The organism is Actinomyces johnsonii (assembly GCF_006546835.1).
Classification (GTDB): Bacteria; Actinomycetota; Actinomycetes; order Actinomycetales; family Actinomycetaceae; genus Actinomyces; species Actinomyces johnsonii.
Map to the genome: position 1 here is coordinate 133,574 of NZ_VICB01000005.1, position 16,335 is coordinate 149,908.

Sequence of the window (16,335 nt, forward strand, 5' to 3'; positions counted from 1 at the left end):
CGATCCCTCCAAGCCCATTCATAGGGGCATCACAGACACAAACGTCGTTGACCAGGATAAACAGAGAAAAATGTGGTCTTGGCGCCGTTTCGGGTGCTCCGGGCGGCAGTGGCGCGGTCGGCAGGGTAGCCTCTGAGCCCAAGAGTTCCGAGACCGCGCGTCCGGCCCCGTTCCTTCACCCGTCCTCTTTGCTGTGAGGTTTGCGCGCCCCTATGTTGCCCCCTGCGTCGTCTTGCCCGGATGAGCCGCCCCTACGGGGCAGGCTGCTGTCGACTCCAGCCCGCAGGATCGGATGAGCGTCATGCGGATCGCCTTCTTCATCGACGACTACCTGCCTTCCGTCCACGGCGTGGCCACCTCCACGGCTACCTTCCGGGCCGCCCTGGAACGCATGGGCCACGAGGTCTACATCGTGGCCCCCAAGGCCGAGGGCTACGAGGAGACCGACGACCACGTCATCCGCCTGCCCTCATCGCGCTACTACGTCTTCGACAGCCGCGAAGTCGCCACCATCTACCCCGGCCTGGCCCGGCGTTTCGACGCCTACGACTTCGACATCGTCCACAGCCAGACCCAGTTCAGCCTCGGGGTCCTGGCCCACTGGGTGTCCAAGCGCCAGAACATCCCCCACGTCACCACCATCCACACCCTCTACACCGAGCTCATCGACGACTACCCGCTCGCCGTGCTCTCCGGCCTGCTGGCCCTGTCCGTCGCCTTCCCCGTGGCGCTCAAGTCCCTGCCAGTGCTACCCCGCCCCCATCGCGATTCCATCAAACACCTCAACAAGCGCGACATGAAGACGGCCCTGTCCCGCCAGGGATGGCGACTGACAGCGGCCTTCGCCAACAAGTGCGACGCCTGCCTGTCGCCCTCCCAGCACCTGGCCCAGATCCTCATCAACGACGGCGGACTAACCGCCCCCTGCATGGTCCTGCCCAACGGACTGGACTCCAGCCGCTACCGGCGAGCCCGCGCCGTCGACTCGCCGGTTGCCAAGGCGCCCGGCGAGAAGATCATCATCTGCGTGGCCCGCCTCAGCCCGGAGAAGCGGCAGATGACGCTCGTCGAGGCCATGCCCCACCTAGCCGGTATGCCGGTCAAGCTGGTGCTGGTCGGTCCAGGACCCTCCCAGGAGGAGCTGGGCCGGCGCGCCGAGGAGCTCGGGGTCGCCGACCGCGTGGTCATTGCCGGCAAGCGCTCACCCGAGGAGGTCGCCGTCCTACTCAAACAGGCCGATGTCTTCTCCCTGGCCTCCTACCACTTCGACAACCAGCCCATGGTGTTCCTGGAGGCCGCTGCCTCCGGACTGCCGATCGTCTACTGCGACGAGCGGATGACCGAGTGCCTCACCGAGCGCAACGCGATCCTCACCGACGGGATCGAGGGGGAGGACTTCGCTCGGGTCTTCGCCTCGCTGCTGTCCGACGACGCCCGGCTCGCCGAGCTGTCCGACGGCGCCCTAGAGACAGCCCGGCAGTTCGACTCCGAGACGATGACCAAGCGGCTCATCGACCTCTACACCGAACTCCTCGCCTCTCGCAGCGAGAAACAGCCAGCGCCGGCAGACCAGTAGCCGAAGGTTCCGGACGCCACCGCCGCGGGTGGCGCCTGGCCGGTGAGCAGGGGCCTTGCCGATAAGGTAGGTGCCATGTCGCTCGCCGTCGTCACCGACTCCGCCGCCTGCCTGACGGAGCCCCAGATACGTGACCGTGCGATCGAGGTGGTCCCCCTTCATACCATCCCCGGTGCGGACGGCGCCCCCACAACCACGTCACGCCCCAGTGTCCAGGAGTTGATGGACGCCTATGGCCGTGCAGCTCTGCGGGCCGAGGAGGTCCTGGCCGTTCACATCTCCTCGGCGCTGTCCGGAACCGTGGACAACGCCCGCATCGCCGCAGCTCGGATCGAGGCCGAGTACGCCGGGAACACCGGGCAGGAAGGGAGTGCCGGGCGCAGGCGGCCGCAGTGGCTGCGCGTCGTCGACTCCGGCACCAGCTCCGGAGCCCTGGGACTCGCGGTGCTGGCGGCCGCCCGCGCCCACGATGCCCGCCGCGGCGCGGCACTGACTCGTGCCAGCACCGCCCGCTCCTGCCAGCTCTTCATCGTCGACGACCTGGGCCGCCTGGCCCGCTCCGGGCGGATCGACCGCACCACCGCCCGCCTGGACGGAGTACTCGGAATTCGCCCGGTGCTGGCCCTCACCCGAGACGGGATTCGGGCGCTGGAGACCGTACGCGGTGCTGCCCGCGCTAGGAGACACCTCATCGCCCAGGCCGTCCGCGCCGCCGGCGGGACCGCCCTGTCCGGCCCTAGGCGCCCCGCCGACCCGGTGCGCCTAGCCATCCAGGGTGACGACGTCGACATGCTGGGTCAGCTCGAGACCGGACTGCGCGAGGCCATGGATGAGGCCGGAGCCATCGTCACCGAGGTCCTCACCCTCCCCATCGACGAGGCGACCCGCACCCATCTTGGTCCCGGGGCCCTTGGCATCGCCGTCGCCCCCGACCTCAGGGCACACTGACTCCTGCCCTAGGGCCCACCCCGTCGCGCCCGCGGCGCCCCACGACGATCCCGCAATGATGCCCGGTTGCCACAGAAGACGAGTTGCGCTCCCTCTCCACAAGGCAGATGGACAGGCTGCGCGGCGGGCCCGTTCACCACCTACCGTCAAAGCCATGAGTGCTGGCAGAAGGACGGGGGACCGGTCCCTGGACGATCTTGTGCGCCTGGCCTGCTCGACCGATCCCGAGGAGCCCGTCCGCCGTCCGCGCCGCCTGGCGATCGCGCCTCGGGCCGCCGTGGTCGCCGGCGCCGTCCTCCTCATCCTGGCTCTCGTCCTGGCGCTACGGGCCGTCCTGGCCTCCACCGGTACCGGCGGCGAGCCGGCTCCGGCCACCGCCGCCGCGGGCACGGCGAACGCATCGATGCGGGCACATGCCCCGGCCGCATCTGCGGCCACTGCGCCGGTCTCAACGCGGGGCAGCCCCGCCCCGGGCGGTTCGCCCGCCGCAGCCGGCAACGTCGTCGTCCACGTCACCGGGGCGGTGACCAGGCCGGGAGTCGTGGTCCTGGGAGTGGGCAGCCGCGTCACCGACGCCATCGACGCCGCAGGGGGAGTCGCCCCGGACGCGGATGCCGAACAACTCAACCTCGCCCGAGTCCTGACCGACGGCGAGCAGATCCGGGTGCCGCGCATCGGCGAGGTCATGCCCGATCCCGCACCACAACCCAGCGGAGCCGCCACCCCCGGGGCGGGAACAGGTTCGGGGAAGCCCGGAGACGGCGGCGCCTCGGGGACGGTCAACATCAACACGGCCTCGGCCTCCGAGCTGGAGAAGCTGCCCGGCATCGGCCCAGCCCTGGCCCAGCGGATCGTGGAGTACCGCGACTCCCACGGGCCCTTCGCCAGCGTCGACGCGCTCACCGACGTTCCCGGCATCGGCAAGGCCAAGCTGGAGGCCCTGCGGGAACAGGCCACCGTATGAAGGAAGACCACGGCACGAGCACCCCCGGGGCCCCGTGGGACGATCCGACGCTTTACGAGCGCCTGCGCCAGGAGCAGAGCCAGCGCCGAGGCCGAGGGCGGCGCGCGCACGCCACCGCCTCCAAGGCCCCCGAGCCCCTCGACCTGCGTCTGCTCACTCCTGCAATCAGTTGCTGGGCAAGCGCCTGGTGGGCCGTCGGGCACGATGGAGTGGGCGCCTGGAGACCGGTGCTCCTGCTGGCCTCGGGGTGCGCAGCTCTGGCTGCGGCACTGATCGTGCCCGTCCTGCGCTTCCGGCCACCGCGCCACCGGGCCGACCCGCGCCCCGGAGCCCCCGAGCAGGACCCCTGCGCCATCGGCACAGTGAGTGCCAGCATGCTTGTGTGCGCCCTGTGCGCCGCGGCGGTCCTGGCCATCAGCGCCGCCCACCTGTGGGCCCGCCAGCGCGACCCCCTGACCATGGCGGTGGCCTCCGGGCGCCCGGTCACCCTGGTCGGCACCGTCTCCCAGGAGCCCAGAGTCTCGGCCACCAGTCGATCCACCCTCGTCATCACCGCCCTCGACGTCGAGCAGGTCGATGGGCGATCCTCGTCCCTGAGCGCCACCGTCCTGGCCGACAAGCAATGGCTGAGCCTGCCCATGGGGACCTGCGTCGAGGTACGCACGCACCTGAAGCCCACGCATCCGGGCCGATCCGAGACGGCCATCATCCCCAAGCGCGCTGGTCTCAAGGTGCTCAGCCCACCGGCCGGGGTGCTCGGAGCCGTCACCAGCATTCGCACCGGCCTTGCCCGGGCCGTCGGCGCAGAAGACGCACAAGGCACGGAAACCGCGTCCCGGGGATTCTGGCCGCCTGGTGCTCGAACCCTCGTGCCCGGCGTGGCCCTGGGCGATGACCACGCCCTACCCGCCCAGGTGCGCCAGGACATGCGCACCGTGTCCATGACCCACTTGACGGCCGTCTCCGGGCAGCACGTCGCCATCGTCCTGGGCCTGGGCCTGGCCGCCCTCGGGGTCGTTCCCCGGCGCTGGCGGGCACTGCTCGGGACGATCCTGCTGACTCTCCTCGTGATCCTGGTACGCCCCTCGGGCTCGGTACTGCGCGCGGCCACCATGGGCGCCGTCATGCTCCTGGGCGTCGTGGTAGGACGCCGCGCCGCCTCTGTGCCGGCCCTATGCGCCGGGGCCATCGTCCTGCTGCTCATCGATCCCTGGCAGGCCCGGGATTACGGCTTCGCCCTGTCCGTGGTCGCCACCGCAGGCATCGTCATCGGTGCCAAGCCGGTCGCGGCCCACCTCTCGCGCCGCCTTCCCAGGTGGCTGGCCGTCGCCGTGGCCCTGCCACTGGTGGCTCAGGCGGCCTGCGGCCCCCTTCTCATCCTCCTCCAACCCACCGTGGGGGCATGGTCGGTTCCCGCCAATCTGCTTACCGAGCCGGCCGCTGTCATCGCCACGATCAGCGGGCTCCTGGCAGCCCTGGTCCACCCCGCCTGGCCCGAGGCCGCCACCGTCATCGCCTGGCCGGCGCTTGCGGCCTGCTCCTGGATGGTCTGGATCGCCGGGTTCTTCGCCCACCTGCCCTGCGCCACGCTGCCCTGGCCGGACGGCCTCACGGGCGCATTGGCACTGGGGGCCTGCGAGCTCGGGGTCCTGCTCCTGGTGGCTCCCCGCGCCCGCCGCGCCCTGCTGAAGGGACTGAGACGGTTGATGCGGCCCGCTCGTGGCAGGCTTGCCCCATGGCAGCGACCCGAACCTCCCGCTCCCGAGGCCAGCGCAACGCACCGGCTGGACTTCGCTGGGACCAGGCCCAGCTGGCGCCGATCGTCCTCATCCGCGCCAGCGAGGAGGTCCTCGCTGACCGCGCGGTATCGAGTCTTCTGGAGCAGGCCAAGGCCAAGGACCCGACCACCGAGGTCACGCGCCTCGAGGCCGCCACCTACGAGCCCCACCAGCTCGACACCCTCGTGTCGCCCTCCCTGTTCGGAGAGCCCCGGCTCGTCTACGTCCCCGCCCTGGAGCAGATGACCGACGCCCTCCTGGCCGACCTCATCGCCTACGTGGGCGACGCCGACCCCGAGGTCAGCGTCATCCTGCGCCACAACGGCGGCCAGCGGGGCAAGCGCCTGCTCGATGCCATCAAGGCCTCGCCCTACCCGACCGTCCAGTGCGACGCCATTAAGAGCGCCAGGGACAAGTCCTCCCTCGTGACGGCCGACGTGCGCCGCGCCGGGCGGAGCATCGCACCCGAGGCCGTCGGTGCCCTCGTCGACGCCCTGGGCAGCGACGTGCGTGAGCTGTGCTCCGCTGTCGACCAGCTCCTCGCCGATACCCAGGGCACTATCGGTGTCGACCACGTGCGCACCTACTACGCCGGGCGCATCGAGGCCACCGGCTTCACCGTGGCCGACGCCGCCGCGGTCGGCAACACCCCTGGTGCCATCACCGCCCTGCGCCACGCCGTGGCCACCGGCACTGACCCGGTGGCCATCGTCGCCGCCCTGGCCATGAAGGTGCGCCAGCTCGCCCGGGTTGCGGCCGCCGGGGGTAGGCGCATGAGCCCCGCCGAGCTGGGCATGGCCCCCTGGCAGGTGGACCGGGCCCGTCGCGAGCTCCAGGGCTGGTCCGACGACGCCCTGGCCGCCTCGATCCTGGCGGTCGCCCGCGCCGATGCCGAGGCCAAGGGCGCCAGCCGCGATCCCGTCTACGCCGTTGAGCGCGCGGTCCTGACCATCTGCGACGCCCGCCGCTCGGGTACCCGCCGGCGCTGAGCCGCCCCTCAGACCCGCATGGCGGCCAGTGTGAGCGCCGTGGACATCGCCGCACACGCCGCCTCGTACCCCTTGTCCTCGTCCGAGCCCGGACCGCCGCAGCGGGCCAGCGCCTGGGCCTCGTCGTCGCACGTGAGCACGCCGAAGCCCACCGGCACCCCGGTGTCGAGCGCCACCCGGCTCAGCCCGTCTGTCGCGGCCCGGCACACGTAATCGAAGTGCGGGGTGCCGCCGCGGATGACGACGCCCAGCGCGACGACCGCCTCGGCACCGCCCCGCGCGGCGGCTGCGGCGAGCACCGGAAGCTCGAAGGAGCCCACCGCCCGCACGATGCTCGCCTGAGCTCCGGCCTCCTCGACGGCGCGCAGCGCCCCGGTGACCAGGCCCCTCATGACGCGCTCGTGCCACTGGGCAGCGACGACCGTCACCCTCATGCCCCGCGCGTGAGGTGCGCTCCGCTCAGGTGCCCCGGATCCGCTCATCGTGCCTCTCCCTCGTTCTTGCCGGTCTTGTGCCAGGGTGCATCGTCAGCCGTCGCCTCACCGGGCAGCACCTCCGCGCGGGAGCCGGTGGGCTCGAGCCCGGTGAGCAGATGGCCCATGCGGTCGCGCTTGGTGCGCAAGTAACTGAGGTTCTCCCCGTTGGCGAAGGTCGGCGTCGACGTCCTGGAGCGGACGCTCACGCCGTAGTGCTCCAGGCCCGTGACCTTGTCCGGGTTGTTCGTCATGAGCTCGACCGAGCGTACGCCCAGGCGCCGTAGCACCTGGGCGGCGGTGGCGTAGCTGCGGGCGTCGGTCGGCAGCCCTAGCGCGACGTTGGCGTCGAGGGTGTCCATTCCCTCCTCCTGCAGCGCGTAGGCGCGGAGCTTGTCGATGAGCCCGATGCCGCGCCCCTCGTGGTCGGAGGCGTAGACGAGGACCCCGCGGCCGCGGGCGCCGATCGCCTCCATGGCGGCGCGCAGCTGCGGCCCGCAGTCGCAGCGCAGCGAGGACAGGACGTCGCCGGTCAGGCAGGCGGAGTGGACGCGGGTGAGGATGTCCTCACCGTCCACGACGCGGCCGCACACGAGCGCGAGGTATTCGGTGCCGTCGACCCTGCTGCGCAGGGCATGGACGGTGAACTCCCCGTGCGCGGTGGGCAGGTGCGTCGAGACGACCTCCTCGACGAGATCCTCGTGCAGCCACCGGTAGCGCTCCAGGTCGCCGACCGTGATCATGGGCATGGCGTGGGCGTCGGCGAGCTCTCGCACCTGGTGCCGGCGCGCCATGGTGCCGTCGTCGTTGACGATCTCCACGAGGACGCCCACGGGCCGGTTGCCCGACAGGCGCATGAGGTCGACGGCGGCCTCCGTATGACCGCGGCGCCTGAGGATCCCGCCCTCGCGTGCACGCAGGGGGAAGACGTGGCCGGGGTGGACGAGGTCGGTCGGCACTGAGCCCGGGTCCGCCAGGACACGGATGGTGCGAGCCCGATCGGTGGCGCTCACCCCCGTGGTAATGCCCGTGCGTGCGTCGGCGCTCAGCGTGAAGGCCGTCCTCTTGGGATCGGTGTTGTGCTCGGTCATCATGGGGATGCCCAGGCGGTCGAGCTCCTGGGCCGTCATGGGTGCGCAGATGATGCCGGTCGAGTGTCGGATCGCGAAGGCCAGCTGCTCGGTCGTGGCGGTCGCCGCGGGAAAGATGAGGTCCCCCTCGTTCTCCCGGCTCTCATCGTCGACGACGACGACCATCCGGCCCTCGCGGAGGGCGGTGAGGGCGTCCTCGACGCTGTCCATGCGTGTGACCGGGCGCACGCTCCTGGTGCTCAGCATGCCTGCCGATCCTCCTCGCTCAGGCGGGCGCCCAGAAGACGCTCGGCGTACTTGGCCATGACGTCGACCTCGAGGTTGACCCGTTCTCCCGGCCGCCTCGTGCCCAGAGTCGTGCGTCGCAGCGTCTCCGGGATGAGGCCGACGCTGAGTGACGCCCCTGCTCCCGGCGTGGGGGAGGCGTCGGGGGCGTCGCGCTGGGCGTCCTCGACGTCGACGACGGTCAGCGACACCCCGTCGAGGGCGACCGATCCCTTGACGGCGACGTAGCGGGCGATCTCCTGCGGTAGGCCGACGCGCAGGAGGTCCCAGTGCTCGCCGTGGCTGCGGTCGAGGACCTCGGCGGTGGCGTCGATGTGTCCCTGAACGATGTGCCCGCCGAGCCGGTCGGTGGCGCGCAGGGCGCGCTCAAGGTTGACCGGGTCTCCGGGCGCCTGGGATCCCAGGGTGGTGCGCGTGAGAGTCTCCGCCATGAGGTCGGCGGTGAAGGTGTTCCCGTGCATGGCGGCGACCGTCAGGCAGCACCCGTTGACGCTGATGGAGTCGCCCAGGCTCGCGTCCTGGGTGACGGTGGGCGCCTCGACCGTCAGCCGGGCGCAGTCCTCGACGGTCTCGAGCCGGACGACACGTCCGAGCTCCTCGACGATTCCGGTGAACATCAGTGACTCTCCTCGGTGTGGCAGCGGATAGGGGGATGAATGCGGTCCCGGTGGTCCGGGCGTTGGCTGTGCCGCGGCCTCGGGACTGGAGGGGCGTCGGGGTGGGCGTCGTCGGCCCCCAGGTCACCGGAGAGGCGGACGGCGAGCCCGTCGCCTGCGCCGAGGACCTCGACGCGGGGATGACGCAGCCGCAGGGCGTCGGTGATTGTCGTTGCCCCGAAGTCGGCGATGGCGGCCGGTCCCGCGCCCAGAAGTGCGGGGGCCGTGTAGGCGACGATCTCGTCGACGACGCCCGCGCGCAGGAAGGCGGTCGCGAGAGTCGGGCCTCCTTCGAGGAGGACGTGGCGGATCTCGCGCTCAGCGAGCACGGTGAGGACGGTGCACGGGTCGTGGTCGGGCAGGAGGAGATAGCGGTCGTCGGCGAACACCCTGGAGGCGGGAGGCAGGCGCCTGGAACCGACGACGACGCGCAGCGGCTGGAGGTGAGCCGGGGCGGGCTCTCCCGTCTCGTCACGGACTGTGAGGGCCGGGTCGTCGGCGAGGGCGGTGCCGGTGCCCACCATGATGGCGTCGCACTGACGGCGCAGGTGGTGGGCGTCGCGGCGGGCCGCCGTCGGGGTGATCCACCGGCTGGTGCCGTCGGCGGCGGCAATACGGCCGTCGAGGGTGGTGGCGAGCTTCCACGTCACCATGGGGCGGCCGCGGGTCACGGCCAGGAGCCACGGGCGGTTGAGACGCGCGGCGTCCTGGGAGCACAGCCCACGCCGTACCCGCACGCCGGCAGCCTCCAGCGTCGCCGCGCCGCCTCCGGCCTGCTCGGTCGGGTCGTCCTGGGCGTAAATGACCTCGGCCACGCCTGCGGCGAGGAGCGCCTGGACGCACGGGCCGGTGCGGCCCTCGTGGTTGCACGGCTCGAGGGTGACGACGGCGGTCGCTCCCTGGGCGGAGCCACCTGCCGCGGCGAGGCTCGCCAGCGCGTCGACCTCGGCGTGGGCGGTGCCGGCGCCACGGTGGTGGCCCTCGGCGAGGACGTCGCCGTCGGCGGAGAGGATGACGCAACCGACCCTGGGGTTGGGGCCGGGCGGGGCGTCGGGGGAGGCCGCGGCTCGGAGGGCGCGTCGCATCGCGGCCGTCTGCACGGGGGTGAACGAAGTCATCCGGTCCTCTCCCTCGGGTGCGCTGGGGAGAGACACCGCCACGCCGGACCCACCGGGTGCACGGCACCCGGTACGGCATGGTGTGTCCCGTGCGCGCTTCCCATCCGGACTCTCACCGTCGGTCCAGGAGTTCCACCTGGTCAGCCGGTCGCTGGATGCGACCGGGTCGCGGACTGTCACCGCCGGTTCGGACTTTCACCGACCCCAGAGCACACGAGCTCATCTCGTTGGGGAGAATGTACCGCGTGCGAGTGCGCTCGGCCGCCTCCCCGCACTCATGTGATCAGCCCCACCTCGACAGGGTGTCCGGATGCGGACGGCACCGCAGGCAGGCCGCCCGCGCCCGGGCCTCACTTCTTGCGGTACAGGGACTTGGTGGCGTAGACCGGCTCGTTAGTGACCTGGACCCCCAGGGCGCGGAAGATGCCCTCGTCCACGGACCCCAGGATCGTGGAGGTGTGGACGTCGCAGCCCCGCAGCGTCTCGAGCTGGTCGAGGGCCTTGCGGGCGTTGTCGTCCCCGTTGGCGGACACGGCCAGGGCGATGAGCACCTCGTCGGTGTGCAGCCGCGGGTTGCGGCTGCCCAGTCCCTGAGTCTTGAGCTTCTGGATCGGCTCGATGGAGGCCGGGGCCAGCAGGTCGACGCTGTCATCGATCCCGGCCAGGACCTTGAGGGCGTTGAGCAGCATCGCCGAGGAGCAGCCCAGCAGAGCCGAGGTCTTACCCGTCACGATGCGCCCGTCGGGCAGCTCGATCGCCGAGGCGGGCTCACCGGTGGCCGCCGCCACCTCCAGCGTGGGCGGCACGACAGGACGGTCCTCCTTGCTGACCCCCACCTTGGCCATGAGCAGCGCGATCCGTTGGGACTGGACGGGGGCGATGACGTCGCGCTTCTCGGTCACCAGGGCCCGGTAGTAGCGGCGGATGATCTCCTGGCTGGCGGCCTGCCGGCAGGCCTCGTCATCGCAGATGCAGTTACCTGCCATGTTGACGCCCATGTCCGTGGGGGAGGTGTAGGGCGAGGACCCCAGGATCTCCTCGAACAGACGGGTCAGGACCGGGAAGACCTCAACGTCGCGGTTGTAGTTGACGGTCTGGACGCCGTGGGCCGCCAGGTGGAAGGGGTCGATCATGTTGACGTCGTCGAGGTCCGCGGTGGCGGCCTCGTAGGCGATGTTGACCGGGTGGTCCAGGGGGAGGTTCCAGATCGGGAAGGTCTCGAACTTCGCGTAGCCCGAGGAGATGCCCCGCAGGTGGTCGTGGTAGATCTGGGACAGGCAGGTGGCCATCTTGCCGCTGCCCGGGCCGGGGGCGGTGACGACCACGAGGTCCCGGCGGGTCTCGATGTACTCGTTGCGCCCGTATCCCTCCTCGGAGACGATGCGGGTGACGTCACCGGGGTAGCCGGGGATGGGGAAGTGACGATAGACCGTGATACCCAGCGACTCCAGCTTGCGTTTGAAGTCGTGGGCCTGACGATTGTCCTCGGTCCACTGAGTCACGACGACGCTGCCCACGTAGAGCCCGTAGCTGCGGAAGGCGTCGATGTGGCGCAGCAGGTCGTCCTCGTAGGAGATGCCCAGGTCCGCGCGGACCTTGTTGCGGGCGAGGTGCTTGGCGTTGACTGCCATGACGATCTCGACCTCGTCGGCCAGCTCGGCGAGCATGACAATCTTGTTGTCCGGGGTGAAGCCCGGCAGCACGCGCGAGGCGTGCATGTCGTCGATGAGCTTGCCGCCGAATTCCAGATAGAGCTTGCCGCCGAACTGGGCGCGGCGCTCCGCAATGTGGCTGGACTGCATCCGCAGGTACTTGTCGCGGTCGAATCCGATGCGCAATGGGCTCTCCTTGAAGCGGTCTGATGAACGGGGTGAGGGATACGGAAAAAGGGGAGGGCGCCTCCCCGGTGGGAGGCGCCCTTCAGATGCTCACTGCTGCGGTGGCCTCAGAGCGAGGCGACGCGCTTGGCGAGCTTAGACTTTCGGTTGGCGGCCTGGTTCTTGTGGATGACGCCCTTGGAGACGGCCTTGTCCAGCTTGCGGGAGGCGGCCTTGAGATGCTCGAGCGCGGCGTCCTTGTCACCGGCCTCGACAGCCTCGCGCACGCGGCGCACGTAGGTCTTGAGCTCGGACTTGACGGACTTGTTGCGCAGGCGGGCCTTCTCGTTGGTCCTAATACGCTTGATCTGGGACTTGATGTTCGCCACGGTGAAACTTTCTCGCGTCTGATTGGTCAATGGCCGGAGAGAGGGTTCGCGCCACGGGCTGACATGAGGTGGTGGGGCACCTGGCTGACCCGGTCGCCGGACCCCGCAGCCGGCCAGGCCAGAGGTCCAGTAGGCGACTGTATCATTCAGGATCCCCGTGTCCCCAGGCGTGAAACGGGGTGCAGGCGTGAGGTGTATCGCCCCATGACCCGCTGCGCTCAGACTGTGCTCCGGATGTGCTCAGGAGTGGTGGTGGCGGCGCAGGGTGGCGACGACGCCGTCGAAGACCTGCCGGCTCATCGTGGCCCCCTCGCGTCGCACCGAGGCCGGCTCCACCAGGAGCAGGCGGTCCAGGCGCACCTCGCTGGGGCGGCCCTGACGGTCCCAGTCGCCAGTGCCGACGTCGTGCCAGAAGCGACCCCAGCGCGCCTCCTGAGCGGCATCTCGATCATGGTCCTTGCTCGTCATCTGGGCCGCAACGAGGCAGGCCTCGTGGCGGGCCAGAATCAGCACCGGCCGATCCTTGCCCTGAGCGGGATCCTCCTCGAAGGGAACCCAGGCCCACACCACTTCACCGGGGTCGGCGTCGCCGTCGGGGTCGGGGGAGTAGCTGAAGGCGGGCAGTCCCAGGGCGGAGATGTCGTAGACGCCGACCCCCCGAGGGGAGGACGACGTGGGTGATGATTTGGGCGAACGGGCTCGAACGGGCGCAGTGGGTTTGCCGGGGTCCGCAGATCCGGCCGGCGTACTCCCGGACGGGTCCGGCGAGGTCGACGGCTTTTGGGCGAGTGCGTCGCTCACGGCGTCGGAGGCGGCGCGACCGAGCAGGCTGAGGATCCGATTGAGCAGACTGGCCATGGGCGCCACCCTATCGTCTGGCGAGAGTGCCGGGACGCCGTGGCCGCCGAGGGTCGGTGCCGGTGACCAACAACGCGGTGGTCCTCTCCCCGGTGTGGGGAGAGGACCACCGGTGATGCCGCGGATCGCGGTGACTTGCGGTGCGTGCCCGAAGGTTCTAGTTCTTCGTGCGCGTCACAGCGGTGCAGACCGCGAAGGATGCGGCCTCGATACCGGCGCCGCTGTCGGCGACGTCGATCTGGGTGGTCAGTCCCTTGGAGGGATCCTTGGCGTCGCAGGTGCCCAGGGCCTTCCAGCCGTCCTCGGTGATCGCGTCGGCGTTGATCGTGTACGTGTTCCAGAAGGTCATGGTGGTTGTGGAGTTTCCGGGCATGGGGTCTCCCGTTGGCAGCCAGACGGAACCGTCCTCCCGGAAAACGAAGGCGTTGATGTCGACTCGCCACGGGAGGCCGGTGCCCCACATGTTCCGTATATCGACGCCGGCGGGGAGGTGGGGTCGCAGGACGACGTCGGAGGTTCTCCCCTCGGCGTCGGTCTTGTTGGTGAAGGTGACGGTGTACTCGACCTCGACCTTGTAGGTGCCGGTGGGAGCGACCTCGATGCTGCTCTGGGAGCTCTTGGCCGAGACCTCGCCGACGGGACGGTCGTCGGTGTAGTCGCTGGAGAAGGTCTGGTCACCGGTGGTGACTCCGGCTGTGATCGTGTTGCGCCCGACGACGCCGGTCAGGTCCACCTGGCAGGTGACTTCTTTACCCTCGGGCACTTTCGCCTTGCCGCTGGAGACCTTGAGGTTCTCTGCCGGTCCCTTGGCAGAGACGACCTCGCCGCCGAAGGCGGTCAGGTCGCAGGTCAGGGCGGTGACCTGGGCCTGTCCTTTAGAGCGGCTTGCGGAGATGGTGAAGTCGGACAGGGGGGTGGTCGAGTCGTTCTTCGCTTTCATGGTGAAGCGCCCGGCGTCCTTGGCGGCGCCGTCGACCTTGACCGCCTCGGTGGTGACGGTGGTGTGGGGCGTACTGGCTGCCGGCTTCTGCGCCGTAGCCGTGGGCCTGAGAACCAGACTGCTCGTGGAGGTCGCGATCGTGGGGGTGAAGCTGTAACTACGCGCATCGGTACCGGGCGACACCGCCGTGGCCCCGAGGTCTAGGTCGAAGGAGGAGCTCTTGTTCCACAGGATGGTGAACTTGGGCTTGTAGGTCAGGCTCAGGTGCTCCGGAGTGCAGGTGACGGCTTCGACCTCGCCGGCGCTGTCCCCGAAGTCGTTGTAGTGCAGCTGATCGGAGGTGCCCAGGCCTGAGTCGCCCCACTTGGTCTCGGGCGCGCCCTCACCGCCCTGAGCGTAGAAGGTGCTCGTCCCGGCGACGCGGTCCGGCGAGGGGCAGGTCCAGGTCCACTGGCCCGGCACGGAGTCCGCCTCAATGGTGACGGTGGGCTTCTGCCAGGGTGCGATCGCGGAGGGGATGTGGACCTTCCAGCTCAGGCAGTCAGTGGCGTCGTCGGAGCCGTGGCAGCCGGCACCGGCCATGTTGTAACGCCCCTCGACGGTGATGCCGGTGTCGGGCGCAGTGGTGGGGGTAGCGGCGCTCGCTGGAGCGGCGACGGTGCCGGCGGCGAGCAGGGGGAGAGCCATGGCGACGCCTAGGAGGCGTCGCCATGACCGAGCGGGATGAGAAGGTGGGGTGTGCATGAGCACGCCTTTCTCCGAGATGATCGGGAGGGGAACCAATGGTCCTGTTAATATACCGTTAAGAAGGACATTATCGAAAGGTTGGATCAGTTCTACTGGCGCCCGATTTTTTCGTTTCGTAAGATAAATACTACGAAGGTCGGGTAGGCGACTACTTTCGCCTACCCGACCTTCGTCTATTCAGGTCGACTGACCGGTGTCCGTGGTCAGTTCTCCGTGCGCGTCACGGGGGTACAGATCGAGTGGGTCCCGGCCTCGATGCCGGCGTGGCTGTCGGCGACGTCGATCTGGGTGGTCAGTCCCTTGGAGGGGTCCTGGGGGTTGCAGGTGCCCAGGGCCTTCCAACCATCCTCGGTGATCGCCTCGGCGTTGACCGTGTAGGTGTTCAAGAAGGTCATCGTGGTTGACGAGTTGGCGTTCAGGGAATCACTGGTACGCAATGACAAGGAGCCGTCGTCCTGGATGGCGTAGCTGTCCGGGCCAACCCACCACGGGGTACCAGTACCCGTCACGCTCTTGAGAGTGAAGCCGGCGGGGACCTGAGGCCGCAGGACGATATCCGAGCTGTACCCGTCGGCATCGGTGGTGTTGGTGAAGGTGACGGTGTAGCCGACCTCGACCTCGTAGGTGCCGGTGGGGTCAGCCTCAACGCCGAGGTCAGTGGGCTGGACCGTAACCTCGCCGAGTGGGCGGTAGTCGAAGAAGTCGTTGGAGAAGGTCTGGTCGCCGGTGGTGAGTCCGACTGTGATCGTGTTGCGTCCGGCGACGCCGGTCAGGTCCACCTGGCAGGTGATCTCCTTGCCCTGGGGTACCTTCGCTTTGCCGCTGGAGACTTTGAGGTTCTCGGCCGGTCCCTTGGCGGAGACGACCTCGCCGCCGAAGGCGGTCAGATCGCAGGTCAGGGCGGTCACCTGTGACCGTCCCCTGGATCTGCCTGCGGAGATGGTGAAGTCGGACAGGGGTGTGGTTGAGTCGTTCCTCGCCGTCATGGTGAAGCGCCCGGCGTCCCTGGCGGCGCCGTCGACCTTGACCGCCTCGGTGGTGACGGTGGCGTGAGGAGCGCTGGCTGCCGGCTTCTGCGCCGTGACAGTGGGCCGAAGAATCGCGTTGCGCGTGGAGACGTCGATCGTTGGTGTGAAGTGATAGCTGCGCGTATCCGCGCCGGGCTTTACCGCCGTGGCCCCGAGATCCAGGTCGAGGTAGGAGCTCTTGTCCCAGGCGGCGTTGAAGTTGACCTCGTAGGTCAGACTCAGGTGCTCGGGAGTGCAGGTGATCGCCTTGACCGATCCTGCGCTGTCCCCGTTGTGGTTGTAGTACAGGCTGTCGAGGAGGCCCAGGTCGGATTCGGCCAGAATGGCTGGGGGGTCGCCCTGGTCCCTCTTGATGTAGAAGGCGCTCGTCCCGGCCACCTTGTCACCGTCCGGCGTGGGGCAGGTCCAGGTCAACTGGCCCGGCACGGAGTCGGCCTCAATGGTGACGTTGGTAGAGCCCTTCGGGGTGATGGCCGATGGAACACGAACTCTCCAGCTCAGACATCCCTCGGCATTGTCGGAGCCGTGGCAGCCGGCACCGGCCGTGTTGTAACGTCCCTCCACGGTGATGTCGGCATCAGCGGACGCCGGAGCGGCGACGGTGCCGGCGGCGAGTAGGGGGAGAGCCATGGCGACGCCTAGGAGGCGTCGCCATGGCCGAGCGGGATGAGAAGGTGG

At 69.6% G+C, this 16,335-nt stretch carries 13 protein-coding genes, 1 pseudogene and 1 riboswitch; of the genes and pseudogenes, 5 read left to right on the top strand and 9 right to left on the bottom strand.

The features are described from left to right. The first annotated feature begins 292 nt into the window (after positions 1-292). The 5 genes and pseudogenes from FK256_RS05360 to holA all read left to right on the top strand — a co-directional run bounded on the left by FK256_RS05360 (position 293) and on the right by holA (position 6,255). A complete protein-coding gene (locus FK256_RS05360; RefSeq protein WP_021606392.1) occupies positions 293-1,576 on the top strand; it encodes a glycosyltransferase in 1,284 nt (427 codons plus the stop codon). A gap of 75 nt (positions 1,577-1,651) precedes the next feature. After that, the gene (locus FK256_RS05365) at positions 1,652-2,524 is read left to right on the top strand and encodes a DegV family protein (RefSeq protein ID WP_141423975.1); all 873 of its coding nucleotides are present in this window, start codon (positions 1,652-1,654) and stop codon (positions 2,522-2,524) included. A gap of 154 nt (positions 2,525-2,678) precedes the next feature. Further along, positions 2,679-3,488 (top strand): ComEA family DNA-binding protein, encoded by an 810-nt coding sequence (locus FK256_RS05370; protein WP_244936163.1) that lies wholly within the window; start codon positions 2,679-2,681, stop codon positions 3,486-3,488. Positions 3,489-4,126: 638 nt separating this feature from the next. Then, positions 4,127-5,137, top strand: a pseudogene (locus FK256_RS14820) (ComEC/Rec2 family competence protein); the annotation flags it as partial. An 86-nt stretch (positions 5,138-5,223) separates the two neighbouring features. Next, a complete protein-coding gene (gene holA / locus FK256_RS05380) occupies positions 5,224-6,255 on the top strand; it encodes a DNA polymerase III subunit delta (protein WP_244936165.1) in 1,032 nt (343 codons plus the stop codon). An 8-nt stretch (positions 6,256-6,263) separates the two neighbouring features. On the opposite strand, the gene ribH is transcribed toward holA, so the two are convergent. From ribH to FK256_RS05425, 9 genes are all read right to left on the bottom strand, one after another. Beyond that, complete coding sequence (ribH, locus tag FK256_RS05385) at positions 6,264-6,737, bottom strand: 6,7-dimethyl-8-ribityllumazine synthase (RefSeq protein ID WP_141423977.1); 474 nt, start codon at positions 6,735-6,737, stop codon at positions 6,264-6,266. Further along, positions 6,734-8,065 (bottom strand): bifunctional 3,4-dihydroxy-2-butanone-4-phosphate synthase/GTP cyclohydrolase II, encoded by a 1,332-nt coding sequence (locus FK256_RS05390; RefSeq protein WP_141423978.1) that lies wholly within the window; start codon positions 8,063-8,065, stop codon positions 6,734-6,736. Before FK256_RS05390 ends, ribH begins: the two co-directional genes overlap by 4 nt. After that, on the bottom strand, positions 8,059-8,721 hold the full coding sequence (locus FK256_RS05395) for a riboflavin synthase (RefSeq protein WP_141423979.1): 663 nt from the start codon (positions 8,719-8,721) through the stop codon (positions 8,059-8,061). Before FK256_RS05395 ends, FK256_RS05390 begins: the two co-directional genes overlap by 7 nt. Continuing rightward, a complete protein-coding gene (ribD, locus tag FK256_RS05400) occupies positions 8,721-9,878 on the bottom strand; it encodes a bifunctional diaminohydroxyphosphoribosylaminopyrimidine deaminase/5-amino-6-(5-phosphoribosylamino)uracil reductase RibD (RefSeq protein ID WP_244936168.1) in 1,158 nt (385 codons plus the stop codon). Before ribD ends, FK256_RS05395 begins: the two co-directional genes overlap by 1 nt. A gap of 89 nt (positions 9,879-9,967) precedes the next feature. Continuing rightward, a riboswitch (FMN riboswitch) is annotated at positions 9,968-10,095 on the bottom strand. Positions 10,096-10,228: 133 nt separating this feature from the next. Next, positions 10,229-11,716 carry a DUF1846 domain-containing protein gene (locus tag FK256_RS05405; RefSeq protein WP_141423981.1) on the bottom strand — a complete coding sequence of 496 codons (1,488 nt, stop codon included), beginning with the start codon at positions 11,714-11,716 and terminating at the stop codon, positions 10,229-10,231. 107 nt (positions 11,717-11,823) lie between these two features. Beyond that, positions 11,824-12,084 carry a 30S ribosomal protein S20 gene (gene rpsT / locus FK256_RS05410; protein WP_009233552.1) on the bottom strand — a complete coding sequence of 87 codons (261 nt, stop codon included), beginning with the start codon at positions 12,082-12,084 and terminating at the stop codon, positions 11,824-11,826. Positions 12,085-12,324: 240 nt separating this feature from the next. Further along, a complete protein-coding gene (locus tag FK256_RS05415; RefSeq protein WP_141423982.1) occupies positions 12,325-12,942 on the bottom strand; it encodes a type II toxin-antitoxin system PemK/MazF family toxin in 618 nt (205 codons plus the stop codon). A 157-nt stretch (positions 12,943-13,099) separates the two neighbouring features. Next, entirely contained in the window at positions 13,100-14,569 is a 1,470-nt protein-coding gene (locus FK256_RS05420) for a hypothetical protein (protein WP_141423983.1), read from the bottom strand. 263 nt (positions 14,570-14,832) lie between these two features. Next, positions 14,833-16,287 (bottom strand): hypothetical protein, encoded by a 1,455-nt coding sequence (locus FK256_RS05425; RefSeq protein ID WP_141423984.1) that lies wholly within the window; start codon positions 16,285-16,287, stop codon positions 14,833-14,835. Positions 16,288-16,335 lie beyond the last annotated feature (48 nt).

Bases quoted from the DNA above. Each gene is read 5' to 3' on its own strand.
- FK256_RS05370 (WP_244936163.1), top strand. From the start codon at position 2,679: ATGAGTGCTGGCAGAAGGACGGGGGACCGGTCCCTGGACGATCTTGTG.
- FK256_RS05395 (WP_141423979.1), bottom strand. From the start codon at position 8,721: ATGTTCACCGGAATCGTCGAGGAGCTCGGACGTGTCGTCCGGCTCGAG.
- ribD (WP_244936168.1), bottom strand. From the start codon at position 9,878: ATGACTTCGTTCACCCCCGTGCAGACGGCCGCGATGCGACGCGCCCTC.
- FK256_RS05420 (WP_141423983.1), bottom strand. From the start codon at position 14,569: ATGGCTCTCCCCCTGCTCGCCGCCGGCACCGTCGCCGCTCCAGCGAGC.
- FK256_RS05365 (WP_141423975.1), top strand. From the start codon at position 1,652: ATGTCGCTCGCCGTCGTCACCGACTCCGCCGCCTGCCTGACGGAGCCC.
- FK256_RS05390 (WP_141423978.1), bottom strand. From the start codon at position 8,065: ATGCTGAGCACCAGGAGCGTGCGCCCGGTCACACGCATGGACAGCGTC.
- holA (WP_244936165.1), top strand. From the start codon at position 5,224: ATGGCAGCGACCCGAACCTCCCGCTCCCGAGGCCAGCGCAACGCACCG.
- ribH (WP_141423977.1), bottom strand. From the start codon at position 6,737: ATGAGCGGATCCGGGGCACCTGAGCGGAGCGCACCTCACGCGCGGGGC.
- FK256_RS05360 (WP_021606392.1), top strand. From the start codon at position 293: ATGAGCGTCATGCGGATCGCCTTCTTCATCGACGACTACCTGCCTTCC.
- FK256_RS05415 (WP_141423982.1), bottom strand. From the start codon at position 12,942: ATGGCCAGTCTGCTCAATCGGATCCTCAGCCTGCTCGGTCGCGCCGCC.
- FK256_RS05425 (WP_141423984.1), bottom strand. From the start codon at position 16,287: ATGGCTCTCCCCCTACTCGCCGCCGGCACCGTCGCCGCTCCGGCGTCC.